Raw genomic sequence first — 25,541 nt, forward strand, 5'->3', positions numbered from 1 at the left:
CGGCTGAGCGGGTACCGCGCCTCGGCCTGCTCGTCGAACGGGTGCGGCTCGGCTCCGTTCTGGGGGGAAGGCTCGAGTGCCGGCACCCCGGGCGCTCCGGACGGTGCGGGTGTTCGGGGCTCCAACAGGCCGCGCAGCAGCGGCAGGGCGCGGTCCTCCGCGAGCGCGCCCGTCGCGACCGCCTGGAGGAGGTCCCTCAACTCATCGCCCATCCGGGCCGCTCCTTCCCAACCGCGTGACCGCGTCCTCGACTCCCAACCGCCCGGAAGAGAGCAGTTGGAGGACCGAGCCGATGCCGCCCTCCTGCTCCTCGGCCGCCCCCGCGGGACGGTCGAGCCGGTCGGGGAACTTCTCCCGCAGGCTGCGGGAGAAGTCGGCGATGCTGCCCTCGGGGGAGAAGAACCTCGCGGGGACGCTGATGCCGTACCGGGCGCCGAGCGCCCTGGAAAGCCGACGCAGCCCGAGGGAGTCGACGCCGTAGTCCGCGAGGTCCCGAGCGACGTCGAGCGCCGCGGCGTCGATGCCCAGGTGCTTGCCGAGCAGTTCGGCGATGACCTGTTCCAACGGCGCGTCGGGGGTTGCCCCGTTCCGCTCGACGGCCGCAGATGGGGGCAACGGCGCGGCGGGGGTCGGTTCCGGGAGGGTCGGCTCCGTCGGCGGCGCGCCGGTCGCCTCCGTGTCCGCCGAGCTCGCCGCTTCGTCGCCGTACTCCCCGTGCGCTCCGTACTCGCCGTACCCCTCGAACTGCTCACCCGGCCTGAGCCAGTACCGCTCCCTGGCGAAGGGATAGGTGGGGAGCGAAAGGCGCCGCGGCGCGCCGCCGGGCCACAGCAGCTCCCAGTCGACGGGGGCGCCGGCAGCCCAAAGGCGGGCGAGCTTCTCCCACTTGCCGCCCTCGACGACGAGCCGCAGGTACGCGCGGCCCTCCTCTCCCTCCAGCAGCAGCGCGGAGTCCGCGCCGGAGAGGCGGACGTCGCCGCTGACGAGCTTCGGCACGGCGCTCTCGCCGCCCGTCCAGGCGAGGAGCTTGCCCCGCAGCTCGTCCAGTCCCTCGGCAACCACCGCCAGTCGCACGTCCATCGGGTCCCTGCCGGCTTGCAGGGTGCGCGCCACGGCGGCCGGAGTCGCGTGTGCCGGCGGCCCGTCGAGCCACTCCGCGAGCCGGGTGGCGTAGGCGCGCAGCCGCTCCTCGTCCGCCGCCGAGAGGACGAAGACGTGGGCACGCGCGTCCGGCTTCCGTTCGCTGGCGTCCCTGAACTCCTCGACGAGCACGTGCGCGTTGACGCCGCCGAGGCCGAAGGAGCTGACCCCTCCGCGCCGTGGCGCCTCGCCCCCCGCAGGGTCCGGCGGCCTGTGCCACTCCTGCCGCTCGCGGAGGAGGTGGAAGGGGCTGCCGGCGAGCTTGAGGTGCGGGTTGACCTCCTCGAGGTGCAGGTTCTTCGGCAGCACGCCGTGCTCCATCGCCAGCAGCGTCTTCAGCAGCCCGGCGAGCCCCGCGCCGGCCTCCAGGTGACCGACGTTGCTCTTGACCGCGCCCAACGCGCAGTGCGCCTCGGGCGGTTCACTCACGCCCCACTCGCGGTACAGCTCTTCGAACGCCGCCCTGAGGCCGTCGATCTCCACCGGGTCGCCGAGCGAGGTACCGGTGCCGTGCGTCTCGACGAAGGTGACCGTGCGCGGGTCCACGCCGGCCTGCCGGTACGCCTTGAGGACCGCGGCGGCCTGGGCCTGCGGGCTGGGCGCGGTGAGGGAGTTGCCGCGCCCGCCGTGGTTGACGGCGCTCCCGCGGATGACGCCGTGGATGACGTCCCCGTCGGCCACCGCAGCCGAGAGCCGCTTGAGCAGCACCATGCCCACGCCCTCGGACCTCACGTAGCCGTCGGCCCGGGCGTCGAAGGTCTTGCACCGGCCGTCCCCTGTGCTGAGCATCCCCGCGTGCCCGGTGTCCACGTGCAGCGTGGGCGAGGCGACGACGTTGACCCCGCCCGCGAGGGCGGCGACGCACTCGCCCCGCCTGATCATCCAGACGGCGCGGTCCACCGCAACGAGCGAGGAGGAGCAGGCGGTGTCGACGGCCTCGCTCGGCCCGTGCAGGTCGAGGAGGTAGGACACCCGGTTGGCCATGATCGCGTGCGAGCGGCCGACCGAGTTGTAGCCGTCGAGCGGTGTGCCGAGCGCGTGCTGGAGCTCGAAGTAGTCGTAGGAGCTGGCTCCCACGAAGACCCCCGTCGCGGTCCTCGCGAGGGCGCTCGGCGCGATGCCGGCGTCCTCGATGCATCCCCACACCGCTTCCAGCACCAACCGGTGCTGCGGGTCCATCGCCTCGGCCTCGGTCGGGGATATCCCGAAGAAGAGCGGGTCGAACTCGTCGACGCGGCGCATGAATCCGCCCCACTTGACGAGGGTGCGGAACTCGCCGGGTTCCGGGTCGCCGTAGAGGCCCCGCCAGTCCCAGCGGTCGCCCGGCACCTCGGTGACGAGGTCGTCGCCGTCCGCCAGGTGCGCCCAGAATTCCGCCAAGTCGTCGGAGCCAGGCAGCTTCCCCGCCATGCCGACCACGGCGACCGCGTCCTCCTCGTCGTCGAGGGGAACGGCGGGCGGTGGCCCCGCTGACGGCACCTGCGCCGGGCGGGGTGCGGGCTCGCGGGGTGCGGGCTCGGTCGGAGGTGCCTGGCCTGCGTAGTGGGCCCGCAGACGCTCCGGGTGGCTGTCTGCCGTCTTCTCGACGAGGTCGAGGGTGGTGGAGACGCCGAAGAAGAAGGCGGGCGTCACCTCCAGGCCGAAAAACTCGTTGAAGGATTGGCTCAGTCGCGTGTAGGCGATCGAGTCGAAGCCGAAGCGCACCAGTTCGGCGCCGGGCGAGAGCGCGTCCCGGGGCACCTTCGCCGCCTCGCAGACCAACTGGTGCACGTCCGTGAGGAGAGCGGCGCGCAGGTCCGTCTCTGCGCTCCGGCCGCGGTCCGTTGCGGCAGGCGGCTCGGGTTGCTGCGCCGCCGCTTTCTTCCGCACGCCGATCTCCGCGAGAAACCGTTCAGTTCCACCGACCACAGCCACCTGCACCTCTTCGCTGCCGAGCACTTCGGTCAGAGCGCGCAGACCCGCCCGAGGCGGGATCGGCGCCACCCCCGCTTCCCGCAGCCGCTCCCCGTGGGACTCGGCGAGGCGGGACGTCTCCCATGCGCCCCAGTCCACGACGCGTACGGGGTAGGGCAGTCGGGCATCGAGGGCGTGCGCGCAGGCGTCCTGGAACGCACAGCCGGCCGCGTACCCGCTCTGCCCCGGGTTGCCGAGGAAGGACTGCACCGAGGAGAAGAGCAGCAGGAAGTCCAGCGGCTCCGCACCGAAGACCTCGGCGACGGCGGCCGTGGTCGCCGTCTTGGACCGCAGACCCGCACGGAAGCGGTCCTCGCTCACGGAGTGGAGCGCGCCGTCCCGCAGCACGTTGGCCGCGTGCACCACGCCGTTGACCGGTCCGAACCGCTCGGCCACGGTCTCCGCGGCCCGCCGCAGTTGCGCGGGATCGCTCGCGTCGGCGCGCACGTAGACGGCGTGGGTCCCGTCCGGGTCGACCTCCGCGAGGCGCTCCTTGAGCCGCTCGTCCAGGGGCGACCTGCCGAGGAGGCCGACCCGCGCCCCGTACTCCGCGACGAGATGCGCCGCGAGGTCCGAACCGATGTCGCCGGCGCCGCCGAGGATCAGGTAGACGCCGCCGGGACGCAGCCTCTCCTCGCGCCGCCCGGCGGGCAGTTCGGGCGCGGGATGCAACACGGGCCGGTAGCACCGGCCTTGGCGTACGGCGAGGCGGGCGTCCGGCAGCCCGGTCGCGCCGAGCACCAGCTCGGCGGCGGCCGCCGGATCGCGGGCGACCTCCTCGAAGGCGAGGTCGAGGAGGGCGATGCGCCAGGACGGGCACTCGCGCCCCAGCGACCTGGCGAAGCCCCACAACTCGGCGCCGCTCGGCGTACGGACGGGGCTGCCGTCGACCGTGCAGGCGTCGGTGGTCACCACGGTCATGTCGGTGCCGGCCGACGCCGGCCGCGCCAGGAGCCCGCGGACCAACCCGAACAGGGCGAGGACCCCGGTCTCCTCCTGTGCGTCCAGCGAGCCGAGGTGCCCGGCGCCGGGCCGTCCGACCCCGGCGAGGAAGTGGACGGCGGCCGGTGCGGCCTGCGCCGCGGCGCCGAGGTCGTGCGGGCGGTCGGGCCTGATGCGGACGACGGTGCGGTCGGAGAGCCGCTCGGCCAACGTGTCGGCGAGCGCGGCCGCGTCCTCGGTGTGGACGAGCCACACCGGGCCCACCGCGTCCCGCGGGCCGTCGGGCAGCGGAACCTCCTCCCAACCCGGCACGTAGAGCAGGTCGTCGGCCGGTTCCGCGCTCCGCTCGGTGTCCGCCGCATCCCTCCCCGGAACCGGTGCCCCGAACCAGCAGCGCACCTCCTCGAAGGGATAGGTAGGCAAGGACAGCAGCCGGGCCCGCGAGCCGTCGCGCAGCTCCGCGAAGTCCACGGCACCGCCGCCGACCCAGCGCGCGGCAGCCGCCCGACTGCCGCGCGCCTGCCGCGCCGCGCCACCGCTCCCGGCAGGGCCGGTGAACAGCCCGGGGGCGTCCGCACCGCGTGCGTGGGCCGCGAGCGCGGAGGTGAGCTCGGCGGGGTCCGAGGTCACCACGGCCAGCCGGAACTCCATGGCGTCCCTGCCCACTTGGAGGGTGTACGCAAGATCGGCCCACCTCTCGCTGAGGGCGGCGGCCGGCCAGCCCGTCACCTCCGCCTCCAACGCGGCGGCGTAGGCACGCAGTGCGCTCGGAGTCCGCGCGGAGAGGACGAACACCTGCTCGTCCGGGGCCGGTCGGCGCTCCCCTCCGACGGCCGGCGGGACGGCCTCCTCCAGCACCACGTGCGCGTTGACACCGCCGTAGCCGAAGGAGCTGACCCCGGCCCGCAGCGGAAGCTCCCGCCCCCGCTCGTCGCGCCGGCGCTGCCACGGGGTCGCCCCCGTGACGAGTCGGAACGGGCTGCCCTCCAACCGCAGGTACGGGTTGGCCTGCCGCAGGTGGAGGGAGGGCGGCAGCACGCCGTGTTCCATCGCCAGCAGCATCTTGAGGACGCCGGCGATGCCCGCGGCCGACTCCAGGTGGCCGATGTTGGTCTTCACCGCGCCCAGCGCGATACGCCCGTCCTCGGGCACGGCCTCGCCCCGGTCGGCGAAGAGCCGCGCGAACGCGCTCTTCAACGCGTCGATCTCGACCGGGTCGCCGAGTTGCGTCCCCGTACCGTGCGTCTCCACGCAACCGACGGAGGCCGGGTCGACACCGGCGCGGCGATACGCCTGCACGAGCATCTCGGCCTGACCCACGGGGTTGGGTGCCGTCAGCGACCGCGCCCGGCCTCCGTGGCTCACGGCGCCGCCGCGCAGCCAGCCGCGGACCCGGTGGCCGCCCGCCTCCGCCCTGCTCCGGCTCATCAGGACGACGAGCCCCACGCCCTCGCCGCGTACGAACCCGTCGGCCCCGCTGTCGAAGGTCCGGCACCGCCCCCGTGGGCTCAACATCCCGGTGCGCTCGAGGAGTTCGTAGTTCCGCGGGGAGAGGAGCAGGTTGACGCCGCCCGCGACGGCGACGGAGCTGCTGCCGTTTCGTATCGCCTCGGCAGCCCGGTGCAGGGCCACCAAGGAGCTGGAGCACCCGGTGTTCACCGGCTCGCTGGGGCCGCGCAGGTCGAGACAGTACGAGATGCGGTTGGCGAGGATCGAGTGGGTGTTGGCCGTCGCCGCGTAGGCGTCGGCCGGCACGCCGGCCGCCGTCTGCAACTCCTCGTAGTCGTGGGAGCCCGCACCGACGAAGAGCGCGGTGTCCGAGCCGGCGAGCGTGCCCGGAGCGATGCCGGCGTCCTCCAGGCCCGTCCAGACCGTCTGAAGGAAGAGCCGCTGCTGCGGGTCCATCCCCTCGGCCTCGCGCGGCGAGATCCCGAAGAAGAGTGGATCGAACAGGTCGACGTCCTCGATGAACGCGCCCCTCCGGTCGGGCGATCGCAGCGCTTCCCGGTCCGGGGGAACCTCTGTGACGAGATCGTCGCCGGCCTCCAGACGCCGCCAGAACGCCTCCGGATCGGCACCGCCCGGCAGCCTCCCTGCCATACCCACGATGGCGACGGGCTCGTCCGCACCGGATGCCGCCGCGGGCGCGGCAGGCGCGGGTTCCGGCGGTGTGTGCGGGAGCCCGCCGTCCGGCCGGTCCGGCTCCCCGGTCACCTCCGACTCCCCACCGGGGCCCGCCGGTCGGGTGCCGCCGTACCTTTCGCGCAGCAGGACGGGGTGGTCCGCGACGAGCTTGTCGACGAGCGCGCGCAAGCTCGGCGTCTCGTAGAAGACGGTCGGACTGAGGTCGAACCCGAACTCCTCGTTGAGCCGCCGGGCCAGCAGGCTGTAACTCACCGAGTCGAAGCCGAAGGCGCCGAGGTCCTGCTCGGTGTCGAGGTCCTCGACGGCGGTCCCGGACGCGTCGGAGGTGAGCCTGAGCAGGTCGCCCTGGACGTCGGCGCGCAGCGACCCGTCGTCGGGCACCTCCGCGGCCGCCGCCCGTACGGGCTCGATCGGGGGAGCCGCCGGAGGCGCCTCGGCCGAGGCGCCGCGCTGGGCGACGAGCACGTGCTGGAAGTTCTCCGACGTCCGGCGGGCGTCCGGCAGCGCGGCGAAGCCCTCGAAGCCGCACAGGGCGGCTGCGTCCCGCCAGCCTGCCGCATCGAGCAGCGGGGAGCCGGGCAACCGGCGTGCCGGGTCGTCGTGCTGCCACCAGCCGTCGAGCAGCCCGTAGACGACGGTGGACTGCACGGTCACGGAGGTGAGTTCGTTGAGGAAGAGCATGCCGCCCGGGCGCAGGGCCGTCCTGGTGTGGGCGAGGGTGCGGTGGATGTCGCGGGTCGCGTGCAGCACGTTCGCCGCGACCACGAAGTCGTAGGAGCCGGGTGCGAAGCCCTGCGCCTCGGGCTCCCGGTCGATGTCGAGCCGCTTGAACCGCAGAAAGGGGTGGGCGGAACCGTATGCGCGCCTGCCGTGTTCGAGGAACGCCGCCGACAGGTCGGTGTACGTGTACTCCAACCGCTCGCCGTACGGGGCCAGTTGCCGCAGCAGGCCGGCCGTGGTGCCGCCGGTCCCGGAGCCGATCTCCAGTATCCTGACCCGCTCCTCGCTCCCCGCCGTGGAGAGCCGCTCCCGCACGGCGGAGAGCAGGCAGCGCTCCAACGCGTCGTTGTAGACGTCGCTGATCGGATTGCCCTTGTAGAGGCCCTCCATGAGGGAGGTGCCCGAGCCGGGGAAGAGCAGGTCGGTGGCGAGTACCTCGCCGCGCAGCAGTTCGGGGTAGCGGTGCAGGCACATCGAGAGCAGCCGTACGAAGACGGCGAGGTCGGCCCGTTCGTCGGCGAGCGCGTCCAGCCGCGCCGCATGGTCCTCTTCGCGGCAGCGGACGAGCGCCCCGGGTGCGGGGGCGTAGCGTCCGGCCATGGCACGGAGGAGTCCGGCCTCATGGAGGATGTCGAGCACCTTCGCCAACAGCCGCTCGTAGCGGGGCACGACGCCGATCCGGCCGGCGATCGTCGCCGCGTCCGCCGCGTCCTCCGGCCCGTGCCAGGCGCCCATCCCGTCGAGGAGCCGCAGCAGCCAGCCGACGGCGGCCTCGGTCATCCGGGCGTCGAGCGCGTGGAATGCGGCGATCGACGCCGCGCCCGCCTCGTCCGGTACGAAGCTCTCCGCCATGCCGTCCGGGTCGGCGGCCGCCTCCCGGTCCGCGGACGGGGACGGGGAGGGGGAGGGGGACGCCAAGTTCAGCCGCCGCAGCAGCCGTTCCTCCGCCGGGAGCGCCAGCACCTGCGGCTGGTCGCCGGCGAGGGCGCGCAGCAGGGTCCGCCATCCCTCGCGCGGAGCGATCGAGCGGAACCCGGCGTCGAGGAGCCGCCTCCCCTCGGCCTCGCCGGCGACCGCGCCGACCGTGCCCCAATAGCCCCAGTCGATCGCGCGAACGGGGAAGGGCGTGTGCGCGTCCAGGGCGTGGGCGTAGGAGTCCTGGAACGTGGACCCGGCGGCGTAGTGGGCGAGCCCGGGATCGCCGAGGAAGGCCTGCGCGGAGGAGAACAGCGCCAGGAAGTCGAGGGGTTCGTCCCGGAAGACCTCGGCGAGGGCGACCGTCGCCCGGGACTTGGCGGCCAACCCCGCCAGCATGTCGGAATCCGCCAGGTTGCGGACGAGGCCGCCGGTGTTCACCAGGGCAGCCTGGATCACGCCGTGCACCTCTCCGAACCGCTCGCGCACCCGGGCGAGGACGTCGCGAAGCTCCGCCTCCTGCGCGGCGTCCGCCTGGAAGTAGGCGAGATGCGCACCGTCCGGATCGGCCGCGGCGATCCGCCGTTCGCGCTCCTCGTCGAGCGGACTCCGCCCGACGAGCGCGACCCGAGCGGCATGCTCGCCGGCGAGGAACCCCGCGATCCGCGCACCGATGCCGCCGGCGCCGCCGATGATCACGTAGGTGCCGCCTGTGCGTATCCCACCGTCCGCCGGCGCGGGGAGGGTGACGGCGCGCAGCGTCTGCTCGTACCTGACGCCCCCGCGGTACGCCACCCGCGCGCCGCGCGCGGGCGGTTCCGCGAGAAGGCGGTCGGCCACGTCTCCCCAGGACGCGCCTCCGCTGCCAGCGAGGTCGACGACGGGTACCGACCACTGCGGGTGCTCGCTCTCCAACACCCGCGCCATGCCGGCGAGGCCCCCGGCGCCCGGGTTGGTGACCGGCGAACCCGCCACCGGCCACACGTCGTTGGTGACGATCGTCCAGCGGAGCGGGCCCGCGCCGGCGAGCGGGACGGCCAACCGGGCGGCGGTACGGAAGAGCGCCCGCACTCCCGCCTCCTCGGCGCGCTCCAGCGCGGACAGCGCCTCCGTCGCCGTACCGTCGTGGAGACCGCCGAGGAAGTGGACGGTGCTGAGCTCGGCCAACTCCTCGCGCAGCACGGCAGGTCCCTGCGGGTCGGCGGCGTCGACCAGCCAGTGGCCCTCACCGATCCGCTCGGTGCGGCCGGCCAGTTCGGCCCGCACCACGCGCTGGTGCGGGTGACGCCGGGCGAGCGCCTCGGCGAGGCCACGGGCGGCTGCCGCGTACACGATGAGCACCGACCCGGTGGAGCCACCCGACGCGGCGGGGGCGGCAGCCGGCTCCCAGACGGGCGCGTAGGTGAACTCGGGGCCCGAGGGAGCCTCGGGCTCGGCCGGGGACGGCTCGGGGCTCTCGCTCCCGACCCAGCAACGGCGCCTGGTGAAGGGGTACAAGGGCAGCGCGACCCTCCTCGGCGCGCTCCCGCGCCACAACTCCCGCCACTCCACCGGTACGCCGGTCACCCAGAGCCGGGCGAGCGCGGCGAGGTCGCGGCGGGCCAGGGCTTCCCGTACGGCGCCTTCGTCGGCGTTCCCCGCCTTCGCTCCGGGGGCCACGGAGCCGCGGTGCACGCGCCCGTCGGTGCCGTGGGCCGTGAAATCCCGCAGCACCTCCCGCAGTTCCCCCACATCGGAGACGACCACGGCCAGGCGTTCCGGCATGGCCTCCCGCCCCGTCTGCGCGGTGTGGGCGAGCTCGGCGAGGGAGGGTCCAGCACTCGCGTCGGCGCCGTCCGGCCGGGCGGTGGCGGAGAGGTGCTCGGCGATCTGCGCCAGGGTGGAGTCGAGGGCGAGGCGGGGCGCGGGACGGGAGTCGGGCAGCCGCTCGGCGAGCTGCTGCTCGAAGCGGCGCAGGTCGGCCGTGTCCAGCCCCCACTCGTCAAGCGCGGCCCCGGCACCCGGCGTCTCTCCCGTCAGGCCGGACAACTCGGTTGCGATCCGCAGCAGTTCGGCGTCGCCCGGAGCCCCGGCGCCCCAAAGGACGGGAGAGCGCCGCGCGTCGAGGAACTCCACGTACCGCTCGGCGAGCTGCCGCAGGTTCTCCTCCTTCTTCGCCGACAGCACGACGAGTTGCGGCGTCCCCGCGTCCTCGTGCGCCGGCATCTCGGGCGCCTCCTCGAGGACCACGTGGCCATTGGCTCCGCCCGCTCCGAAGGCGCTCACCCCTGCGCGCCTGGGGACCGGCCTCCCCTCCGGCGCGACGCTCCGCGCCCAGGGCGCCGCGGCCTGCTGCACCCGGAACGGCGCCGTGTCCCAGTCGACGGCCGGGTTGACCTCCTCCGCGTGGAGGGAGGGCGCCAGGGTCCGGTGCCGCATCTGCAACAGCACCTTGGTCAGGCCGGCGATCCCGGCGGCCGGTTCGAGGTGGCCCAGGTTCGACTTCACCGAGCCGATCGGCACCGCTTCCCGGCCGGCTTCCCTCGCTCCGAAGACCCGTTCGAGCGCGGCCATCTCGATCGGATCGCCGAGCGCCGTCCCCGTCCCGTGGGCCTCCAGGTAGCCGATCGTGGCGGGGTCGACGCCGGAGCGCTCCAGTGCGGACCGGAGGAGACCGGTCTGCGCGTCGGGGCGCGGTACGAAGAAACCTCCCGACCTCCCGCCGTGGTTGACGGCGCTTCCCTTGACGACGCCGTGCACCGGATCACCGTCGGCGAGCGCCCGCTCAAGGGGCTTGAGCAGCACGGCGCCCACGCCCTCGCCCGGCACGTAGCCGTCCCCTCCCGAGCCGAAGCTGCGGCAGCGCCCGTCGCCGGAGAGGAAGCCTGCCTGGCTGAGGTAGAGGTACTTGTACGGGTGCGCCGCGACGTTGACGCCGCCGGCGAACGCGAGCTCGCACTCCCCCGCGAGCAGGCTCTGGCAGGCGAGGTGGAGCGCCACGAGCGAAGAGGAGCACATCGTGTCGACGGCGAGGCTGGGACCCGTGAAGTCGAAGAAGTAGGAGACCCGGTTCGCCACCGACGAGGAGAAGGAGCCCGGCAGCACGGGCAGCCGCTCGGGCGCCTCCAGACCCAGCATCTGGTACTGGTTGAACATCACGCCCGCGAAGACGCCGACCCGCGAACCGGCCATCCCCTCGCGGGTGCAGCCGGCGTCCTCCATGGTGTGCCAGACCGTCTCCAGGAAGAGCCGTTCCTGCGGATCCATCCCCTCGGCCTCGCGCGGTGTGACCTGGAAGAAGTGCGGGTCGAAGCGGTCGGCGTCGTCGAGGAAGCCGCCCCACTTGCTGACCGAGCGCCCCGGGGCGTGCGGCTCCGGGTGGTAGAAGTCCCGCTGCGCCCAGCGCTCTTGGGGAACCTCGCGGACGCAGTCGCGGCCGGCCGCGAGGTTCCGCCACAGCTCGTCCACGTCGCGGGCGCCCGGGTAGCGGCCCGCGAGGCCGATGACGGCGATGTCGCGGCTCATGTGCTGCGGCCCGTCGGCAGGTCGGGGCGCAGCCACCGCGCCTGCCCGCGGAGCCGGTCGGGGCGAGGACTCGTCGGCCGCGGCGAGCGGCAGGTCGAAGGGCGCCCCCGGGACCGTCGCGTCCAAGGAGCGCAGGATGCGCGGACGTTCCCCGTGGAAGAGCACCAACTCGGCCTCTTCGCGGCCGAGTCCGGCACGGAACGCTGCGGCTCCCGGCTCGGCGGTGAGCGGCGACTGGCCGTGCCTGCCGAAGTAGGCGTCGGTCGACTCGTCCGTACGCATACCGCCGCCGTCCCAGAGCGGCCACCCGAACGCGAGGCTGCTGCCCGGGCGTCCGGCGGCGTCGCGTGCACGCGCGTACGCGTTCACGAAGGCGTTGGCGACCGCGTAGTCGGACTGCCCCGCGTTGCCCACGGTCCCGGTGACGGAGGAGAACAGCGCGAAGAAGTCGAGCAGTTCGCCCCTTGTGGCCTCGTCGAGGTGGCAGGCACCGCGCACCTTGGGCGCCAGGACCTCGCGCACCTGCGACGCCTCCTTGTGGCGCACGAGCGCGTCCCGCAGCGTGCCCGCCGCGTGGATGACGCCGTTGACCTCCCCGTACCGGGCACGAGCCTCGCGCACCACCCGGGCCACGTCCCCCGCGTCCGCAGCGTCCGCCCTCAGGTAGCCGACCTCGGCGCCGTACCGCTCTTCGAGCGCGCGCAGCTCGGCGCGGGCCTCCCCGTCGAGCTCGGAGCGGCCGAAGAGGACGAGCCGGGCCCGGGCCTCACGGGCGAGCAGCGCGGCGAAGAACCGGCCGAGCACGCCGTTCCCCCCGCTGATCAGGTACACCCCGCGGTCCCGCAGCGAGGACCCGGGCGCGCCGCTGAACGGCACCTCCCGGTAGCGGCGTACGTACCGCCGGCCGTCCCGGTAGCGCACCCACGCCGGCGCCCCCGGCGTCAACTCGCGCCGCAGCAGCGCGGAAAGCGCCCCGGCGCCGAGCGGCGACCTCCCGAACATCTCGACGACGGCGCAGCTCACCCCCGGCTGCTCGATACGGATCGTCCGCGCCGCACCGGTGAGCGCGGCGGGCACCGTCGCCGCCGACTCGTCCCCTGGCGAGGCGAGATGGAGCAGCGGAAGCTCGATCGGCGCCGGGAGTTCGAGCAGCGCGCGGGCGAGCGCCAGCAGCGAGACGGCGTCGGATTCGACGGCCTCCGGCAGGCCGGCACTCGGCTCGCGGCCCAAGTGGACCACGGCGTCGGGGAGTTGCCCTCTGCGCGCCAGGTCGTCGAGGAGGAGTCGGTACTCCTCCAGCGAGCCGGGGCGTGCCACCACCGTCTCCGGTCGATACGGGAGTCGGCGTGCCGCCTCCTCCAAGTGCGCCGTCGTCCCGGAGGGCTCGCCGACGAGCAGGAGTCGGCGAACCGGCCGCTCCGGGGCGGCCTCCGGCTCGGGCTCCGGGCTCCACGTCCCGGTGAGGCAGAGCGTCTCGGCGGCGGCCGGTCGGGGCTCATCGGCCGGTGCGGGTACGTCCGCAGGCCGTGTCGCCTCCGGTGGCACCAGATCGGCGAGGTAGGCGGCGACGCTCTCCACCGTGGTGTGCTCGAAGAGCAGCGTCGGGTAGAGGTCGATCGACCAGCGCTGTTCCAACGCCCTGACGAGGCTGAGCAGTTGCGCTGAGTCCAGACCCAACTCGTAGAAGCCGCGATCGGTTTCGATGCTCTCGGCGTCCTGCCCGAGGAGCGCCCCTACGGCGTCGAGCACCCCTCGTCTGAGAGCGTCCCCGTCACCGGGGCGCTCCGGCGTGGGCGCCGGTCGCCGGTCGGCCAGGGACTCTTCGGCGTGCTCCCGCGTCCCGCCCAGGGTGAGCCGGGTGATCAGCTCGCGTGACCTGATCCGCTTCAGGACGAGCTTCTCGAACCTGGCCAGCAGGGAGCCCTCCGCGTCGACGAGGTCGATGTCGACCTGGAGGACGTCGTTCCCCTCCCCCGCCGGCTCCCGCAGCCTGAGCCGCACCCCGCAGGCGGCGCCGAGGGAACCCGTGGCCCGGAACGCGCCGATGTGGAAGGGGATCAGGGGCCGAGGGTCCTCCTCCTCACCGGAGTACGCCAGCGCGTACGTCTGCATCGTCGCGGCGTCGAGCAGCGCAGGGTGGAGCAGGAAGTCTTCGCCGCTCTCCGCCGCTTCCTCGCCCAGCGCGATCTCGGCGGACATCCCGTGCGCCGTGTGCCGGAAGGTGCCCGCACAGGTCATGAAGGAGCGGTGCCTGATGTCCGCCGCGGCCCCCAGCTCGTACACGCGCTCCACGTCGGTGAACTGCCCCGTCCCGACGGGCTCGACGGCAAGCTGCGGGACCGGCAGGTCCACATGGAGTTCGGCCTCCATGTGCGACGTCCACTCCTCCTCGGCCGGCCGCCCGTGCGGCAGCTTCCTGCTGCGGGCCCGTACCCGGCGCCAAGTGCGCCCCGGCTCGATCTCCACCTCGATCTCGCGGTCGCACTCCGCGTCGGTGACCACGGGTTCGACGAAGAGGACGTTGCGCAGCCCGACGCGGTCCAGCGCGAAACCCCGCTCGTCGAGCAGCCGGTAGGCGAAGTCCAGGAACGTGACTCCGGGCAGAGTGCGGACGCCGTGCACCCGGTGGTCGTCCACGAGGGGGTTGTCGCTGGTGAGGGTCGCTCGGCAGCGGAGGACTCGGTGCGCTTCCACGGCGTTCTCTTCCTGGTCGTCCACGGTCAACCGGTAGGCGGGAAGGTCAATTCGAGGCGGGCCGACCGGTGTCGGCCGCGTGCCGCTCCCCGGCGGGCGGGGTCAGGTCCTGCCGGCCGGGACTTCCGCTGCGGCCAGAACGGCTGCCGTCGGTAGACGGGAGGGGGCAACGGCTGCCGGTGGTCGGCCACGGGGGCCGTGTCCGGGGCACGGCGCAGGATCAGGTGCGCGTTGGTGCCTCCGAACCCGAACGAGCTGACCGCCGCCCGCTCCAACACCGCATCCCGGCGCTCGGTGACCGGATAGAAGGGCGAGTCGGAGAAGGCGAACCTCGGGTTCGGCCTGGCGCAGTTGAGCGTGGGCGGGAGCTGCTGGTGCCGCAGCGCGAGCACGGTCTTGATCACTCCGGCCACGCCTGCGGCGCTCAGCAGATGGCCGATGTTCGTCTTCACGCTCCCGACCCCGCAGAACTCCGTGTCGGCGGTACGGCGCCGGAAGGCGGTGGTGAGCGCCTGGAGTTCGATCGGGTCGCCGACCATGGTGCCGGTACCGTGCGCCTCGACATGGCCGATGGTGCGCGGATCGATGCCGCCGCGCTCCAGGGCGGCGTGGATCAGCTCCGTCTGGGCACGTGCGCTGGGTGTGGTGTAGCCCATGGTGTGCCCGTCGTTGTTGACCGCGCCCGCCTCGATGACGGCGAGCACCCGGTCGCCGTCCCGCTCCGCCTCGTCCAGTCGCTTCAGGAGCAGCATCCCCGCGCCCTCGCCCGGTACGAACCCGTCGGCCGCCTCGTCGAAGGTGTGGCACCTTCCCGTGGGGGACAGCGCCTTCCCCTCGCTCAGCAGCAGGTAGGGGTCCTCGTCCAGGAGCAGGTCGACGCCGCCGGCGAGCGCCAGCTCGCTCTCCCCCGCGGCGAGGCTCTGACAGGCGAGGTGCACCGTGACCAGCGAGGAGGAGCAGGCGCTGTCCACCACGAGGTTCGGCCCCGACAGATCGAAGAAGTGCGACAGGTGCGCCGCGATGAAGTTCTGCCCGAGCCCGACGATCGCCTCCCTGGGCAACGGCCGAAGATGCTCGCGGTAGTTGGCGGCACGGGTGCCCAGATAGACGCCGACGCCGCGCCCCTTGAGCCCGTCCTCGCGGTACCCCGCATCGCGCAGGCACTCGGCGCTCACCTCCAGCGCCTTGCGGGCCAGCGGGTCGAGGTGGCGGGCGGTGCGCTCGTCGAAGCCGAAGTACCCGGGGTCGAAGAGCGCGGCGTCCTCGATGAACCCGCCCCACTTGCTGACGCTTCTACCGGGGCCGCCGTCGGGGGAGTAGAACGCGCCCACGTCCCAGCGGTCCGGCGGGACTTCGGCGATCCGGCTGCGCCCCTCGACGAGGTTCCGCCAGTAGGCGTCCGTTCCCGCGGCGCCGGGGAACCGGCACGCCATACCGATCACGGCGACCGGCACGGGCCCGGTCGGGGCCGCCGCACAGGGTGCGCCCGCGGTGAGGGGCGTGGGGGCGGTGCTCTCGGCCGAGGCACCCGGCGATGTCGCGGCGCGCGGTCCCGGGTCGCCGCCGCTGCTCAACTGCCGTACGGCAGCGGGCGACCGCTCGGCGAGCGCCGCCGCCAGCCCGGCGGGCGTGGGGTTCTCCTGGACGAGCACCGGGTCGACCGGCTCCCCCAGCACCCCCTCCAACTCCTTCACCAGTTCGGCGAGGAGCAGCGAGTCGAGACCGAGATCGGCAAGGGAAGCGGTGTCGGCCAGCTCCTCCGCCGGCACCCGGAGCGTGCGCGCCAGGACCTCCGTCACCCAGGGCGGCGCCGTCCCGGCACCGTCCACCGAGGCGCCGGACTCGGCCGGGGCGGAGGCGTCTCCCTGCTCCGCAGGCGAGACGACGGCAACCGGCGCCTCCCGCAAGGTTGACGGCGGCACCGCGACGTCGCCCCGGTACGGCAGCACCACCCGGTGCCCCGCCACGGCGAGCGCACCGTCGAGCAGTTCGAGCGCCTCGGCACCGTCGAGCCCGGCGAAGCCCAGGTTGACGGCCGCCTCTCCGCGCCCCTCGCCGAGGCCGGTGCCCTCCCACACGGGCCACTGGAGAGAACGCGTCGTCCAGCCGGTACCCGCACCGTCGGCGTGCGCGAGAGCGAAGTCGTCGAGGAAGGCGTTGGCCGCCGCGTAGTCGCCGTAGGCGGCGGCGAGCCGGGGAACGGCGGCGGAGACCGAGGAGAAGAGGACGAGCAGGCCGGGCGGCTGCCCGGAGAGCGCCTCCCACAACGTGCGCACGCCCCTCACCTTGGGGTCGAGGATGCGCTGGATGCCCTCCGGTGTCTTCGCCAGCAGCGAGCGCGCGTCGTCCATCGCTCCGGCGCAGTGGAAGACGGCGGAGAGCGCCCCGTGCCGTTGCCGTGCCGCCTCCAACAGCCGTGCGAGGGACGCGGCGTCGCTGAGCGCGTGCGTACGCACCTCGACGGAGGCACCGCGCTCCGTCAGTTCGAGGAGGGCGCGCAGCCGCGCGGCGAGCTTCGGCTCGGTACGCGGATTCGCCGCCTGCTCGGCCCACTTCGCGCGCGCCGGCAGCCGACTCCGTCCGATGAGCAGCAGGTGGGGCGCGCCCCGCCGGTGCAGTTCGGCGGCGAGGCGCAGACCGATGGCGCCCGTACCGCCGGTGATCACCACGGTCCCCGCCGCCGCCTCGTCGAGGGGGCTCGGCCGGGCGGCCGCGGCAGCTCGCTCGGACGGTCCCAGGGCACGCAGCGCGGCGTACTCGCGGCGGCCCGCACGATGGCGGACCCGGGTCTGCCGGTCGTCCCGCGCGAGTTCGTCGGCGACGAGCGGGGCCAGCGCCTCCGGCTCGTCGGGGCCGAAGTCCACGTCGACCGTGCGGCTCCGCACGGTGCGGAACTCACCGGAGAGCATCCGGTACAGCCCCGCCGCCTCAGCGGCGAGGGGGCCGCGGACCACGTGCAGGCACGTCAGCGAGGGCATCCGGTGGCGCGCCAGCACCTCCTGGAGCAACCGCACCCGCCGCCGCAGCACCGGGGCCGCGTCGCCCGGCCTCTCCTGCGGCCACCAGTCGGCGAGGTCGACGAGCCCGGCGAGCTGCTCGCCCTCCGGCAGCAGCGCGTCCAACACCGGTGGACGCGCGGCGAGTTCGGCGGCGCGCACCACGATGCCGCGGCGCCCGTCGCGCTCGGAGCCGAACAGCGCGCAACCAGCCTGCTCCGACTCCTCGTTGACGAGCACCAGGTAGTTGCCGGGAGCGGCCTCTCCGCGCTGCCCGCCGTCGGCCGTCCAGCTCTCGACGAGGAACTCAGGCTGCCCGCCTGCCGCTTCGTCCTCCCGCGCGGCTGCCGGCGCCGCGGCCCAGTGCTGCTCGCGGCGGAAGGGGTAGGTCGGCAGCGGCACCCGCCTGCGCCGGTACGCGCCGCCCCCGGCTCCCTCCTCCCAGTCGGGCTCTCCGCCTGCCACCCAGCGTCGCGCCCGCTCCCCGGCTGCCGACGTACGGCCAGAACCCAGCACGCCCGATTCGTCCCGCTCACCGGCGAGATGACCGCGAAGGGCGCTCACCACCTCCTCGGGCGTCGACGCCACCACCGCGAGCCGCTCCTCCATCGCCGCGCGCCCCACCTGGAGCGTGTAGGCGATGTCGGCGAGCGGCCCGCGGTCCTCCTCGGCGAGGAATTCCAGGAGCCCGCCGACGGCCTCTTCGAGCGCGTCGGGGGTCCTCGCCGAGAGCGGCAGCACGTGGGGGCCGGCCGGCGCTGTCGCCCCGTCCGGCTCCGCCGCGTCCCGGTACTCCTCCAGCACCACGTGCGCGTTGGTCCCGCCCATGCCGAACGAGCTGACCCCCGCCAGGCGAGGCGCCGTCGCCCCGTCGGAACCGACCGCCCGCCGCCACGGCGCACGCTCGCGCTGGACGCGGAACGGCGAACCCTCCAGGTCTATCCGGTGGTTGAGGGCGCTGAAGTGCGCGGTGGCGGGGAGCTCACCGTGGCGCATCGCCAACATGACCTTGATCATCCCGGCGATCCCCGCCGCCGCCTCCAGGTGCCCGATGTTGGTCTTCACCGACCCCAGCCCGCAGTACGGAGCCTCCGGCTGCGGCTGCCCCCGATCGAGGCGGAGCCGGCGGAAGGCGTCGACGAGCCCGGACACCTCGATCGGGTCCCCGAGCACCGTCCCCGTACCGTGCGCCTCCAGGTAGCCCACGGTCGCCGGGTCCACGCCTGCCTGCTCGTACGCCTGCCGCACGAGTGCCGACTGCGCCTCCGGGTTCGGTGCGGTGAGCGACTGGGCGTCGCCACCGTGGTTGGTGGCCACGCTCTTGACGACCGCGAGAATCCGGTCACCGTCCGCACGCGCCCGCCCGAGCGGCTTGAGCACCAGCGCGCACACGCCCTCGCCCCGCGCATAACCGTCCGCACCGGCGTCGAAGGTCCGGCAGCGGCCCTCGTCGCTGAGCACCCCGGCTCGCGCGTACGCCTCGTACTGCCCCGGATCGCAGATGACGTTCACCCCGCCGACGAGCGCCTGTTCGCAACTGCCGTCGCGCAGCGCCCGTACGGCCTGGTCCACGGCGACCAGCGAGGAGGAGCAGAGGGTGTCGACCGCGACGCTCGGGCCGTGGAAGCCGAAGGCGTGCGAGACCCGGCCTGCGACGATCGACGGCGAGGTGGCCACGCTGCGGTGCGGCTCGGCACCCGCTCGGGTCTCCCGCAGCACCGCCGCGTAATCGTTGTGGCACACCCCGGCGAAGACTCCGGTGCGGGTACCGCGCAGGCGCGTCACGTCGTGCCCGGCGTCCTCGAACGCCTCCCAGGCGACCTCCAGGAAGAGCCGCTGCTGAGGGTCGATCAGAGCCGCCTCACGTCGGGAGACCCGGAAGAAGGCGTGGTCGAAGCGCCTGATGTCGCGGAGGAAGCCGCCCCGTGCCGGAGGTTGCTCGCCGGCGTGCCAGTCCCAACGGTCGGCGGGTATCTCGCTGAGGACGTCGCGCTCTTCGCAGAGGACCCGCCACAGCTCACCGACCGAGTCGGCGCCGGGGAAGCGCCCGGCCATCCCCACGACGGCGATCTCCTCGTCCCTCCCGGAAGCGCGCCGCTCCGGGAGGGGCGCCGCGGGTTTCGGCGTCGCGGCCGGCTCCTGTGCAACCGTGCGCGCGAGGTCGGCGAGGGTGAAGCTCAGGAACAGCCTGCTGGGGTCGACCTCCGTGCCCAGTACGGAGGTCGCGCGGGACGCGAAGGCGGAGAGGGCGAAGCTGTCGAGCCCGAGCAGGCGCAGGTCGGTGCCGTCCCCGAGCTCCTCCGCAGGAACGTCGAGGACCTGCGCCATCACGGGACGCAGCCGCGGCAGCAGCGCGGCCGGGTCGGGTCTCGGGCCCTCCACCGGTGCCGGCGCGGGCGGTTCGACGGATGCCGGGCGCTCGGCGAACTGCTTTGTCGTACGGATACGGGCCAGGGGCGTGCCGTCGCGCTCGCGGAGGAGGGTCGAGGCCAGGTGTGCGGTGTCCCCGTCGAAGTCGCAGGCATCGAGCCGGTAGACGACCGTGTCGTCGGGCCCGCAGTTGCCGAGGTAGTACACGTCGCGGGAGACGGTCGAGGCGGCGCTCGACCAGTCGCCTGCGGGCCCGCGGCCGGCCGCGCGCAGATCGAGCCGCTCGCAGTGGTCGTTGATGTGCGGGTAGGAGGCGAAGTAGAGCAGTCCTGCCGCGTTGAGGTCGTGGTACGGGTTGAGTTCGTAGCGCAGGCCGCCTTCCCCGCCCGACTCGGGACCTGACCTGCTGACTTCGTGGAACTCGCGCTGGAAACGCAGGAGTTGCTCATCGACCGCTCCGGTGACGCCGCCGGTTGCAGGCGGGGCCACGGGCGTCAGCGAGCCCTCCGCACCACGCTTCACCAGGACGGTCATCAGGCGCGCGGTCAACCGGCGCCCGTCCGAGAGGAGTTGGACGTCGGACGTGAAGGTGTGCTCGTCGATCCGGCTCAACTCGCCCGTCAACGCCACCTCGTCGCCCTCCGCGAAGACGCTCAGAGGCTGCTCGCTCTCGAGCCTGACCCGCACGAAGACGGGAAGCACCCGGTCCCCCGCCGGGTCCCTCAACTCCTCGACCGGGACCCCGAAGTGCTCCGAGAGCAGTTGCCAGTGGAGGTCGCCCGCCTCCTTGAACAGCCAGTTCTCCGAGAGACCGCCCACCGCCAGGTGTGGAAGCGCCAAGCGAACTTCTCTCGGTTCCACGCTGCCCCCTCGTACACCCCATGCCCCCGATCGGAACAGCGCGCCCCGGCCCGCTCTCCGCGTCGACATTCGATCAGAGGCATACAGCTCTCCAACACCCCTAGCCTTCGCGGCCGACTAGGGGACGTATAGGGGCCAACACCCGCCTCATCCAGGGCTGTTGGCGCAGCCTCACCCCAGGACGGAGCCGTCCAGCAGCCACGCGCCGACGCACGCCGGACGGAACGGCACGGCCAGCGCCCCCACGACACCGGGCACCGGTTCCAGGTGCACGACGTGCCACTCCGGCTCGGCCGGGAACTCCGCGCTCCGAGGGAGCGCCACGCCGGGGTCGTCGCCCTCCAACTCCACCTCGAACGCGCTCAGCGGGATGGACAGCCCGCGACCGATCGCCTTCACCACCGCCTCCTTCCGCGTCCACCCACGGAAGAAGGCGTCCGCCCGGCGGGCCGGCGGCAGTGCCTCCAGCACCCGCCGTTCGGCAGGGTGGAAGTAGCCTGCGACCCCTACCGCGTCGGCACCCTCCCGTACGGTCTCGACGTCGACCCCTAGCGGCCGGCGCCCCAGCCCCACCAGGGCGAGCTCCCCGCAGTGCGACAGGTTGAACTCCAGCCCCGCGGACTCGGCGCGGCCTGCCAACCGCGGCTTGCCGTGACCGCCCGTACGGAAGGCGAGCTCGCGCTCCGGCGTCCCCGAGTACCGGGCGAGCACCCGGCGCAGAAAGACATGGCTGATCACGTACTGCCTTCTGTGCCGGTCGAAGACGAACGCGTCGGCCCGCTCCTGCTCGACCGGCGAGAGCGCTTCGTACAGAGCACCCGGATCGTCGGCCCAGGATTCCAGGGAGATCGCCCACAGGTGCACAGAGAAGGGGTCGACAAAACTTTCCCCGACATTTGTGGTTCTCACCCAGGACAGCGGTCCGCACCGATAATTCATCGACATATACAGCCTCTCCCCCACCATGCACCGACCGCCCCGATCGACACAGAAAGCGCCGCACCGCGCACCACCGTCGGCATTACTGCTCGTCCGCAACGGTCTGCCCGCAGGACGTCACCACGGCACCCTCCACGGACTCGGTGCGTCACCGCGTGCCCCGTCGTCGAAAGAATCCGCCGCCCGGCACCGACATGTTGACCGGCGGAAAATCTACGCACCGTTCCGCTTTTCTTCGTGCATCCGAAAGAACAACAGCCAGTAAAAACCGCCGCGCCCACGCGGAGAGGCCGGAGGACGGCCACCGGGGGTGCGCCCCGCGGCGCACGGAGTCGGCGGCAGCGGCCCGGCCTGCGGATGCGCCCCACGCCCACGCGGCGTACCCCGGCGTGCGCCCCATGGCGCGGACCTGCCACGTCGGCCGCAGCCCGCCGCCCGTCCGACGTGCTCGCAGGCTGGGCACGGGACACCGGGACGCCGAAACAACCGCCCCCGTGAGAAGTTTCTCCCCATAGTCCCGATACGTTCCATCCCCCCGGAATATACCTATGGCTGTGCGGGACTTGACGTTGCTACGCTACCAAGCGGGAGGACTACGGACTGCTTGGCCACGCAAGCCGAGGACACGGCCGGACACCCTCCTCAGAGCGAAAAGGGGGATTCGCCAGTGCTCGTCGACCGCGATCTCGAAGTATCCCAGCTTATGGAGATGCTGACGGACAGCACCAGAGGAAAAGGCACACTCGCTGTTGTGCGCGGCGGAACGGCCACTGGAAAGACCGAATTACTCCACACTCTCTGCGAGCACGCGACGGGGAAAGGGTTCCGGGTTCTCAACGCCATCGCAAGCACGATGGAGCACTCATTCCCCTTCGCTCTCATCGAGCAGCTTTTCCCGGGGACGGCGAAAACCGCCGAGGAGGACCGCACGTCCGTAGGAGAAGCGGCGAAGGCCGACCTCTCCCCCGACGTGGGCAGTGACGTGCGGGTACCGCCGCAGTCGCTCCGGTTCGTGCACAGCGCGGCCCAGGCCCTCACCGAGGAGGGGCCGCTGCTCCTCGCAGTCGACGACGTCCAGCACGGGGACGCCGCTTCCCTCCAGTGCCTGCTCTACCTGGTACGCCGCCTGCGGACCATGCCGATAGCGCTGGTGGCCACCGAGACCCCGCACAGCGCCAGAAACCAGGCCCTGCTGGGCGAGTTGCAGTACCACCCGCACGGCAGGCGGCTGCGGTTGGCGCCCCTCACCCGCTCCGGTGCCGGCCGCCTCCTCTCCGAGGCGCTCGGCGCCGAGGCCGCCGAGCGCCTCCGCGACCCGTTCCTCGACGTCAGCGGCGGCAACCCGCTGCTGCTGCACGCCCTCATCCGGGACAGCACCAGCCAGGCGGGCACCGAGCCGGAGAGCTGCGAGCTCGTCGTCTCTGACGCTTTCGAGCAGGCGGCACTCGCCTGCGTACACCGGAGCGGTCCGGAGTACGTCCGCGTCGCGCGCGGCCTCGCCGTGCTGGACGGGCACGGCGGTACCGCCCTTCTCGCCGACCTCCTGCACATCGATCCGCAGACAGCCGAGCGGACAGTCGACGGCCTGGAGGAAGCGGGCCTGCTCGACGGCGCCCGCTTTCGGCACCCCGCGCTGCGCAGCGCCGTACTCAGCAGCATCCCGGCCCTCGACCACGCGGCGCTGCAACAACGGGCGACACGACTGCTCCACGAAGAGGGCGCACCCTGCGCGATCGTCGCGGCGCAGCTCCTGGAGTGCGGCCCCCTCGGAGAGGAATGGGAGGCCCCGCTGCTGCGGTCGGCCGCCGAGCAGCACCTCGCCGACGGCGAGATCGCTCCGGCGGTGCGCTGCCTCCAACTCGCCGGGCGCTCGACCACCGACGAGGCCCAGGCGCTCGCCTGCAAGTTCGAAGTGGCCCGCCTCAACTGGCAGTTCGACCCCAAGTCCGTGACGCGCCAGATGCAGGAACTCACCGAGCCCGCACAGCGCGGCCTGCTGCGACCGACTACGGCACTCGACCTGATCCGGAGCCTGCTCTGGCACGGGATGGAGGACGAAGCCGTCAAGATCACCGGCGGCGGGGTCCCGGAGTCGGGGGACGATCCGCGGTTCGCCGATCGGCTGCATGCCACCTGGCTGAGCCTGGCGTCGACGTACCCCGGCGCGCTGAGCAGGATGGGCGGACCGCTCAGCCCCCGGATGCCGGACGAACCGTGCCAGGTACCGGAGACGGAATCCTCCCACCTGATCGCGGAACGCGCCCTCCACTCCGCGCTCACCAGCGGGGACGCCGAGGACGTCGCCGCCGCAGCCGAACAGGGGCTTCCCTATGTGCACCCGGGCCGGAGCGGCTTGGAGCCGGCCCTTGCCGCCCTGCACGCACTCGTCTACGTCGATCGGCTCGACCTCGCCGACTCCTGGTGCGACCAGTTGCTCAACCAGTCGCCCCAGCACCGGCCGCCTGCGCACGAGGCCGTGCTGCTGGCGACCAAGGCCCTCGTCCTGCTCCGCACCGGCAACCTGCCGTCGGCCAGGGACAACGCGTACGCAGCGCTGTCCCGTTTCCCTGCGGAGGGCTGGGGCACGGGGCTCGCGCTGCCGCTTGCCGTCCTGGTCGAAGCCCATGCCTGCATCGGTGAACACGAGGCGGCGGCGGAGCTGTTGAGCCGTCCGCTTCCCGACAACACCCCGCAGACCAGGTTCGGGATGCAGTACCAGTACGCGCGCGGCTACCACCACCTCGTGCGGCAGCAGTACCAGGCAGCGCTGGCGTGCTTCGTCTCGTGCGGTGAGCAACTCCAGACGTGGTGCCTGGACTCGCCGGGGTTCCTCCCATGGCGCAGCGGCGCAGCCGAAGCCTGGCTGGGTCTGCACGAACCCGCACCCGCGGTGCGCCTCCTCAACGAACAGATCGAACTCTCCGAACCGCGCCACCCCAGGGCCGCCGGAGCCGCCCTCCGCTGCCTCGCCGCCACCCGCCCTCCGAGCCACCGAACCGCCCTTCTGGAGCGGGCGTTGGAGAGGTCCCAGGCCGGCGGCGACAGCTACAACACGGTGCGCATCCTCGTCGACCTCGGCCGGTCCCAGCAGGAGCTCGGCATGGGCACCGCGGCGCGGCAGGTGGTCCGCAGGGCGTGGCGGCTGGCGCAGGAGTGCGGCGCGCAGGAGCTGGCGCGAGCGCTGCGACCGGCCTTTCCTTACGGCGGGAGGGAGAAGCGCATCCACGAGTCGCTCACCGAAGCGGAGCGACGCGTCGCCTCGCTCGCCGCGCGGGGGCACACGAACCGGGAGGTGGCGGCGAAGCTCTTCGTCACGGTGAGCACCGTCGAGCAGCATCTCACGAAGGTGTACCGGAAGTTCCGGATCAAGCACCGCAACCAGCTTCCGGCGAGCCTGACCTTCGACGGGGCGATGGAGAAGGTGTGAGCCGCGCGCTGCTCAGCCTCCACAGGCTGCCGAGACGGCTTTCACCACCGCGGGGAGGTTCGATTCGATGAAGAAGTGACCGCCGGGGTAGACGTGCATGTCGAACGCGCCGGTCGTGTGCCGCCTCCACGCCCCCGCATCGTCGACGGGCGTCTCCGGGTCGGCGTCGCCCACGAGTGCCGTGATCGGACAGGCCACCCGCGCGTCGGGCGAGCCTTGGTAGGAGCCCGCCACCATGTAGTCGGCGCGGAGAGCCGGCAGGAAGAACCGCAGCAGCTCCGGGTCCTCCAACAGCCGGGTATCCGTGCCCTCCAAGCGCCGCATCGACGACTTGATCTCCTCGTCGGAGGCCGGCCCGGGCTCCCCGGACCCCGGCCTGGGCAGAGACGGCGCACGCCGCGCCGAGACGACGAGCGCACTCGGGGCGGCGGCCCCCGAGTCCTCCAGGATGCGGGCGAGTTCGAAGGCGACCGCCCCTCCCATGCTGTGCCCGAAGAGCACCACCGGCCGGTCGCGGGCTCCCAACGCACCGGCCACACCGGCGGCCAACTCTTCGACGCTGCGGGCCGGCGGCTCCCAGCGCCGGTCCTGTCGCCCGGGGTACTGCACGGCCAGCATCTCCACCGACGGAGCGAGTTCCTGCGAGAGGGAAAAGTACGAACCAGCAGAACCCCCGGCGTGCGGAAGGCACACCAAGCTGACGGCGCTCTCCCGCGCCGTGTGGAAACGCCGTATCCACAACTCGTCGTCCCTCGCGGTCACGGGAGAGCCCCCTCCTGTCGCGTGATCCCTGACGGCCGCCCACAGCTTCCCCCAATGGCCCCGCCGCCGACACCCCTAACCGTCTCCGGCCGCAGGGGTGGCCGCCCAGCGCCGTGTCCGACGCCCACCCCCAACCCCCACACTCGCGTCCCGCGGCCGGTGCCCACGGCATC

The 25,541-nt window shown here is 73.2% G+C and carries 6 protein-coding genes (1 of these 6 cut by a window edge); 1 reads left to right on the plus strand and 5 read right to left on the minus strand.

Annotated features, from left to right (window positions below; all coding sequences use genetic code 11):
- From F603_RS0116420 to F603_RS0116435, 4 genes are all read right to left on the minus strand, one after another.
- Nucleotides 1-212, minus strand: partial view of a non-ribosomal peptide synthetase gene (locus F603_RS0116420; protein ID WP_019547082.1) — the 5' portion only. Its footprint begins 4,606 nt before the window's first position; 212 of the gene's 4,818 nt are visible here — the first part of the coding sequence; it begins with the start codon at nucleotides 210-212; its stop codon lies beyond the left edge, outside the window.
- Entirely contained in the window at nucleotides 202-14,043 is a 13,842-nt protein-coding gene (locus F603_RS0116425) for an SDR family NAD(P)-dependent oxidoreductase (protein ID WP_019547083.1), read from the minus strand. Before F603_RS0116425 ends, F603_RS0116420 begins: the two co-directional genes overlap by 11 nt.
- A complete protein-coding gene (locus F603_RS0116430) occupies nucleotides 14,040-20,219 on the minus strand; it encodes a beta-ketoacyl synthase N-terminal-like domain-containing protein (RefSeq protein WP_026328472.1) in 6,180 nt (2,059 codons plus the stop codon). Before F603_RS0116430 ends, F603_RS0116425 begins: the two co-directional genes overlap by 4 nt.
- Before the next feature lie 192 nt (nucleotides 20,220-20,411).
- Nucleotides 20,412-21,149, minus strand: a complete 738-nt coding sequence (locus F603_RS0116435) for a 4'-phosphopantetheinyl transferase family protein (protein WP_245600800.1) — start codon at nucleotides 21,147-21,149, stop codon at nucleotides 20,412-20,414.
- Between the two features lie 697 nt (nucleotides 21,150-21,846).
- Between F603_RS0116435 and F603_RS0116440 the strand changes: the two genes are divergently transcribed.
- Nucleotides 21,847-24,606 carry a helix-turn-helix transcriptional regulator gene (locus tag F603_RS0116440; protein ID WP_281168894.1) on the plus strand — a complete coding sequence of 920 codons (2,760 nt, stop codon included), beginning with the start codon at nucleotides 21,847-21,849 and terminating at the stop codon, nucleotides 24,604-24,606.
- Between the two features lie 12 nt (nucleotides 24,607-24,618).
- Here F603_RS0116440 and F603_RS0116445 read toward each other — a convergent pair whose 3' ends face one another.
- The gene (locus tag F603_RS0116445) at nucleotides 24,619-25,368 is read right to left on the minus strand and encodes a thioesterase II family protein (RefSeq protein WP_019547087.1); all 750 of its coding nucleotides are present in this window, start codon (nucleotides 25,366-25,368) and stop codon (nucleotides 24,619-24,621) included.
- Nucleotides 25,369-25,541: the final 173 nt, after the last annotated feature.

Source organism: Streptomyces sulphureus DSM 40104 (assembly GCF_000381025.1).
GTDB lineage: Bacteria > Actinomycetota > Actinomycetes > Streptomycetales > Streptomycetaceae > Streptomyces > Streptomyces sulphureus.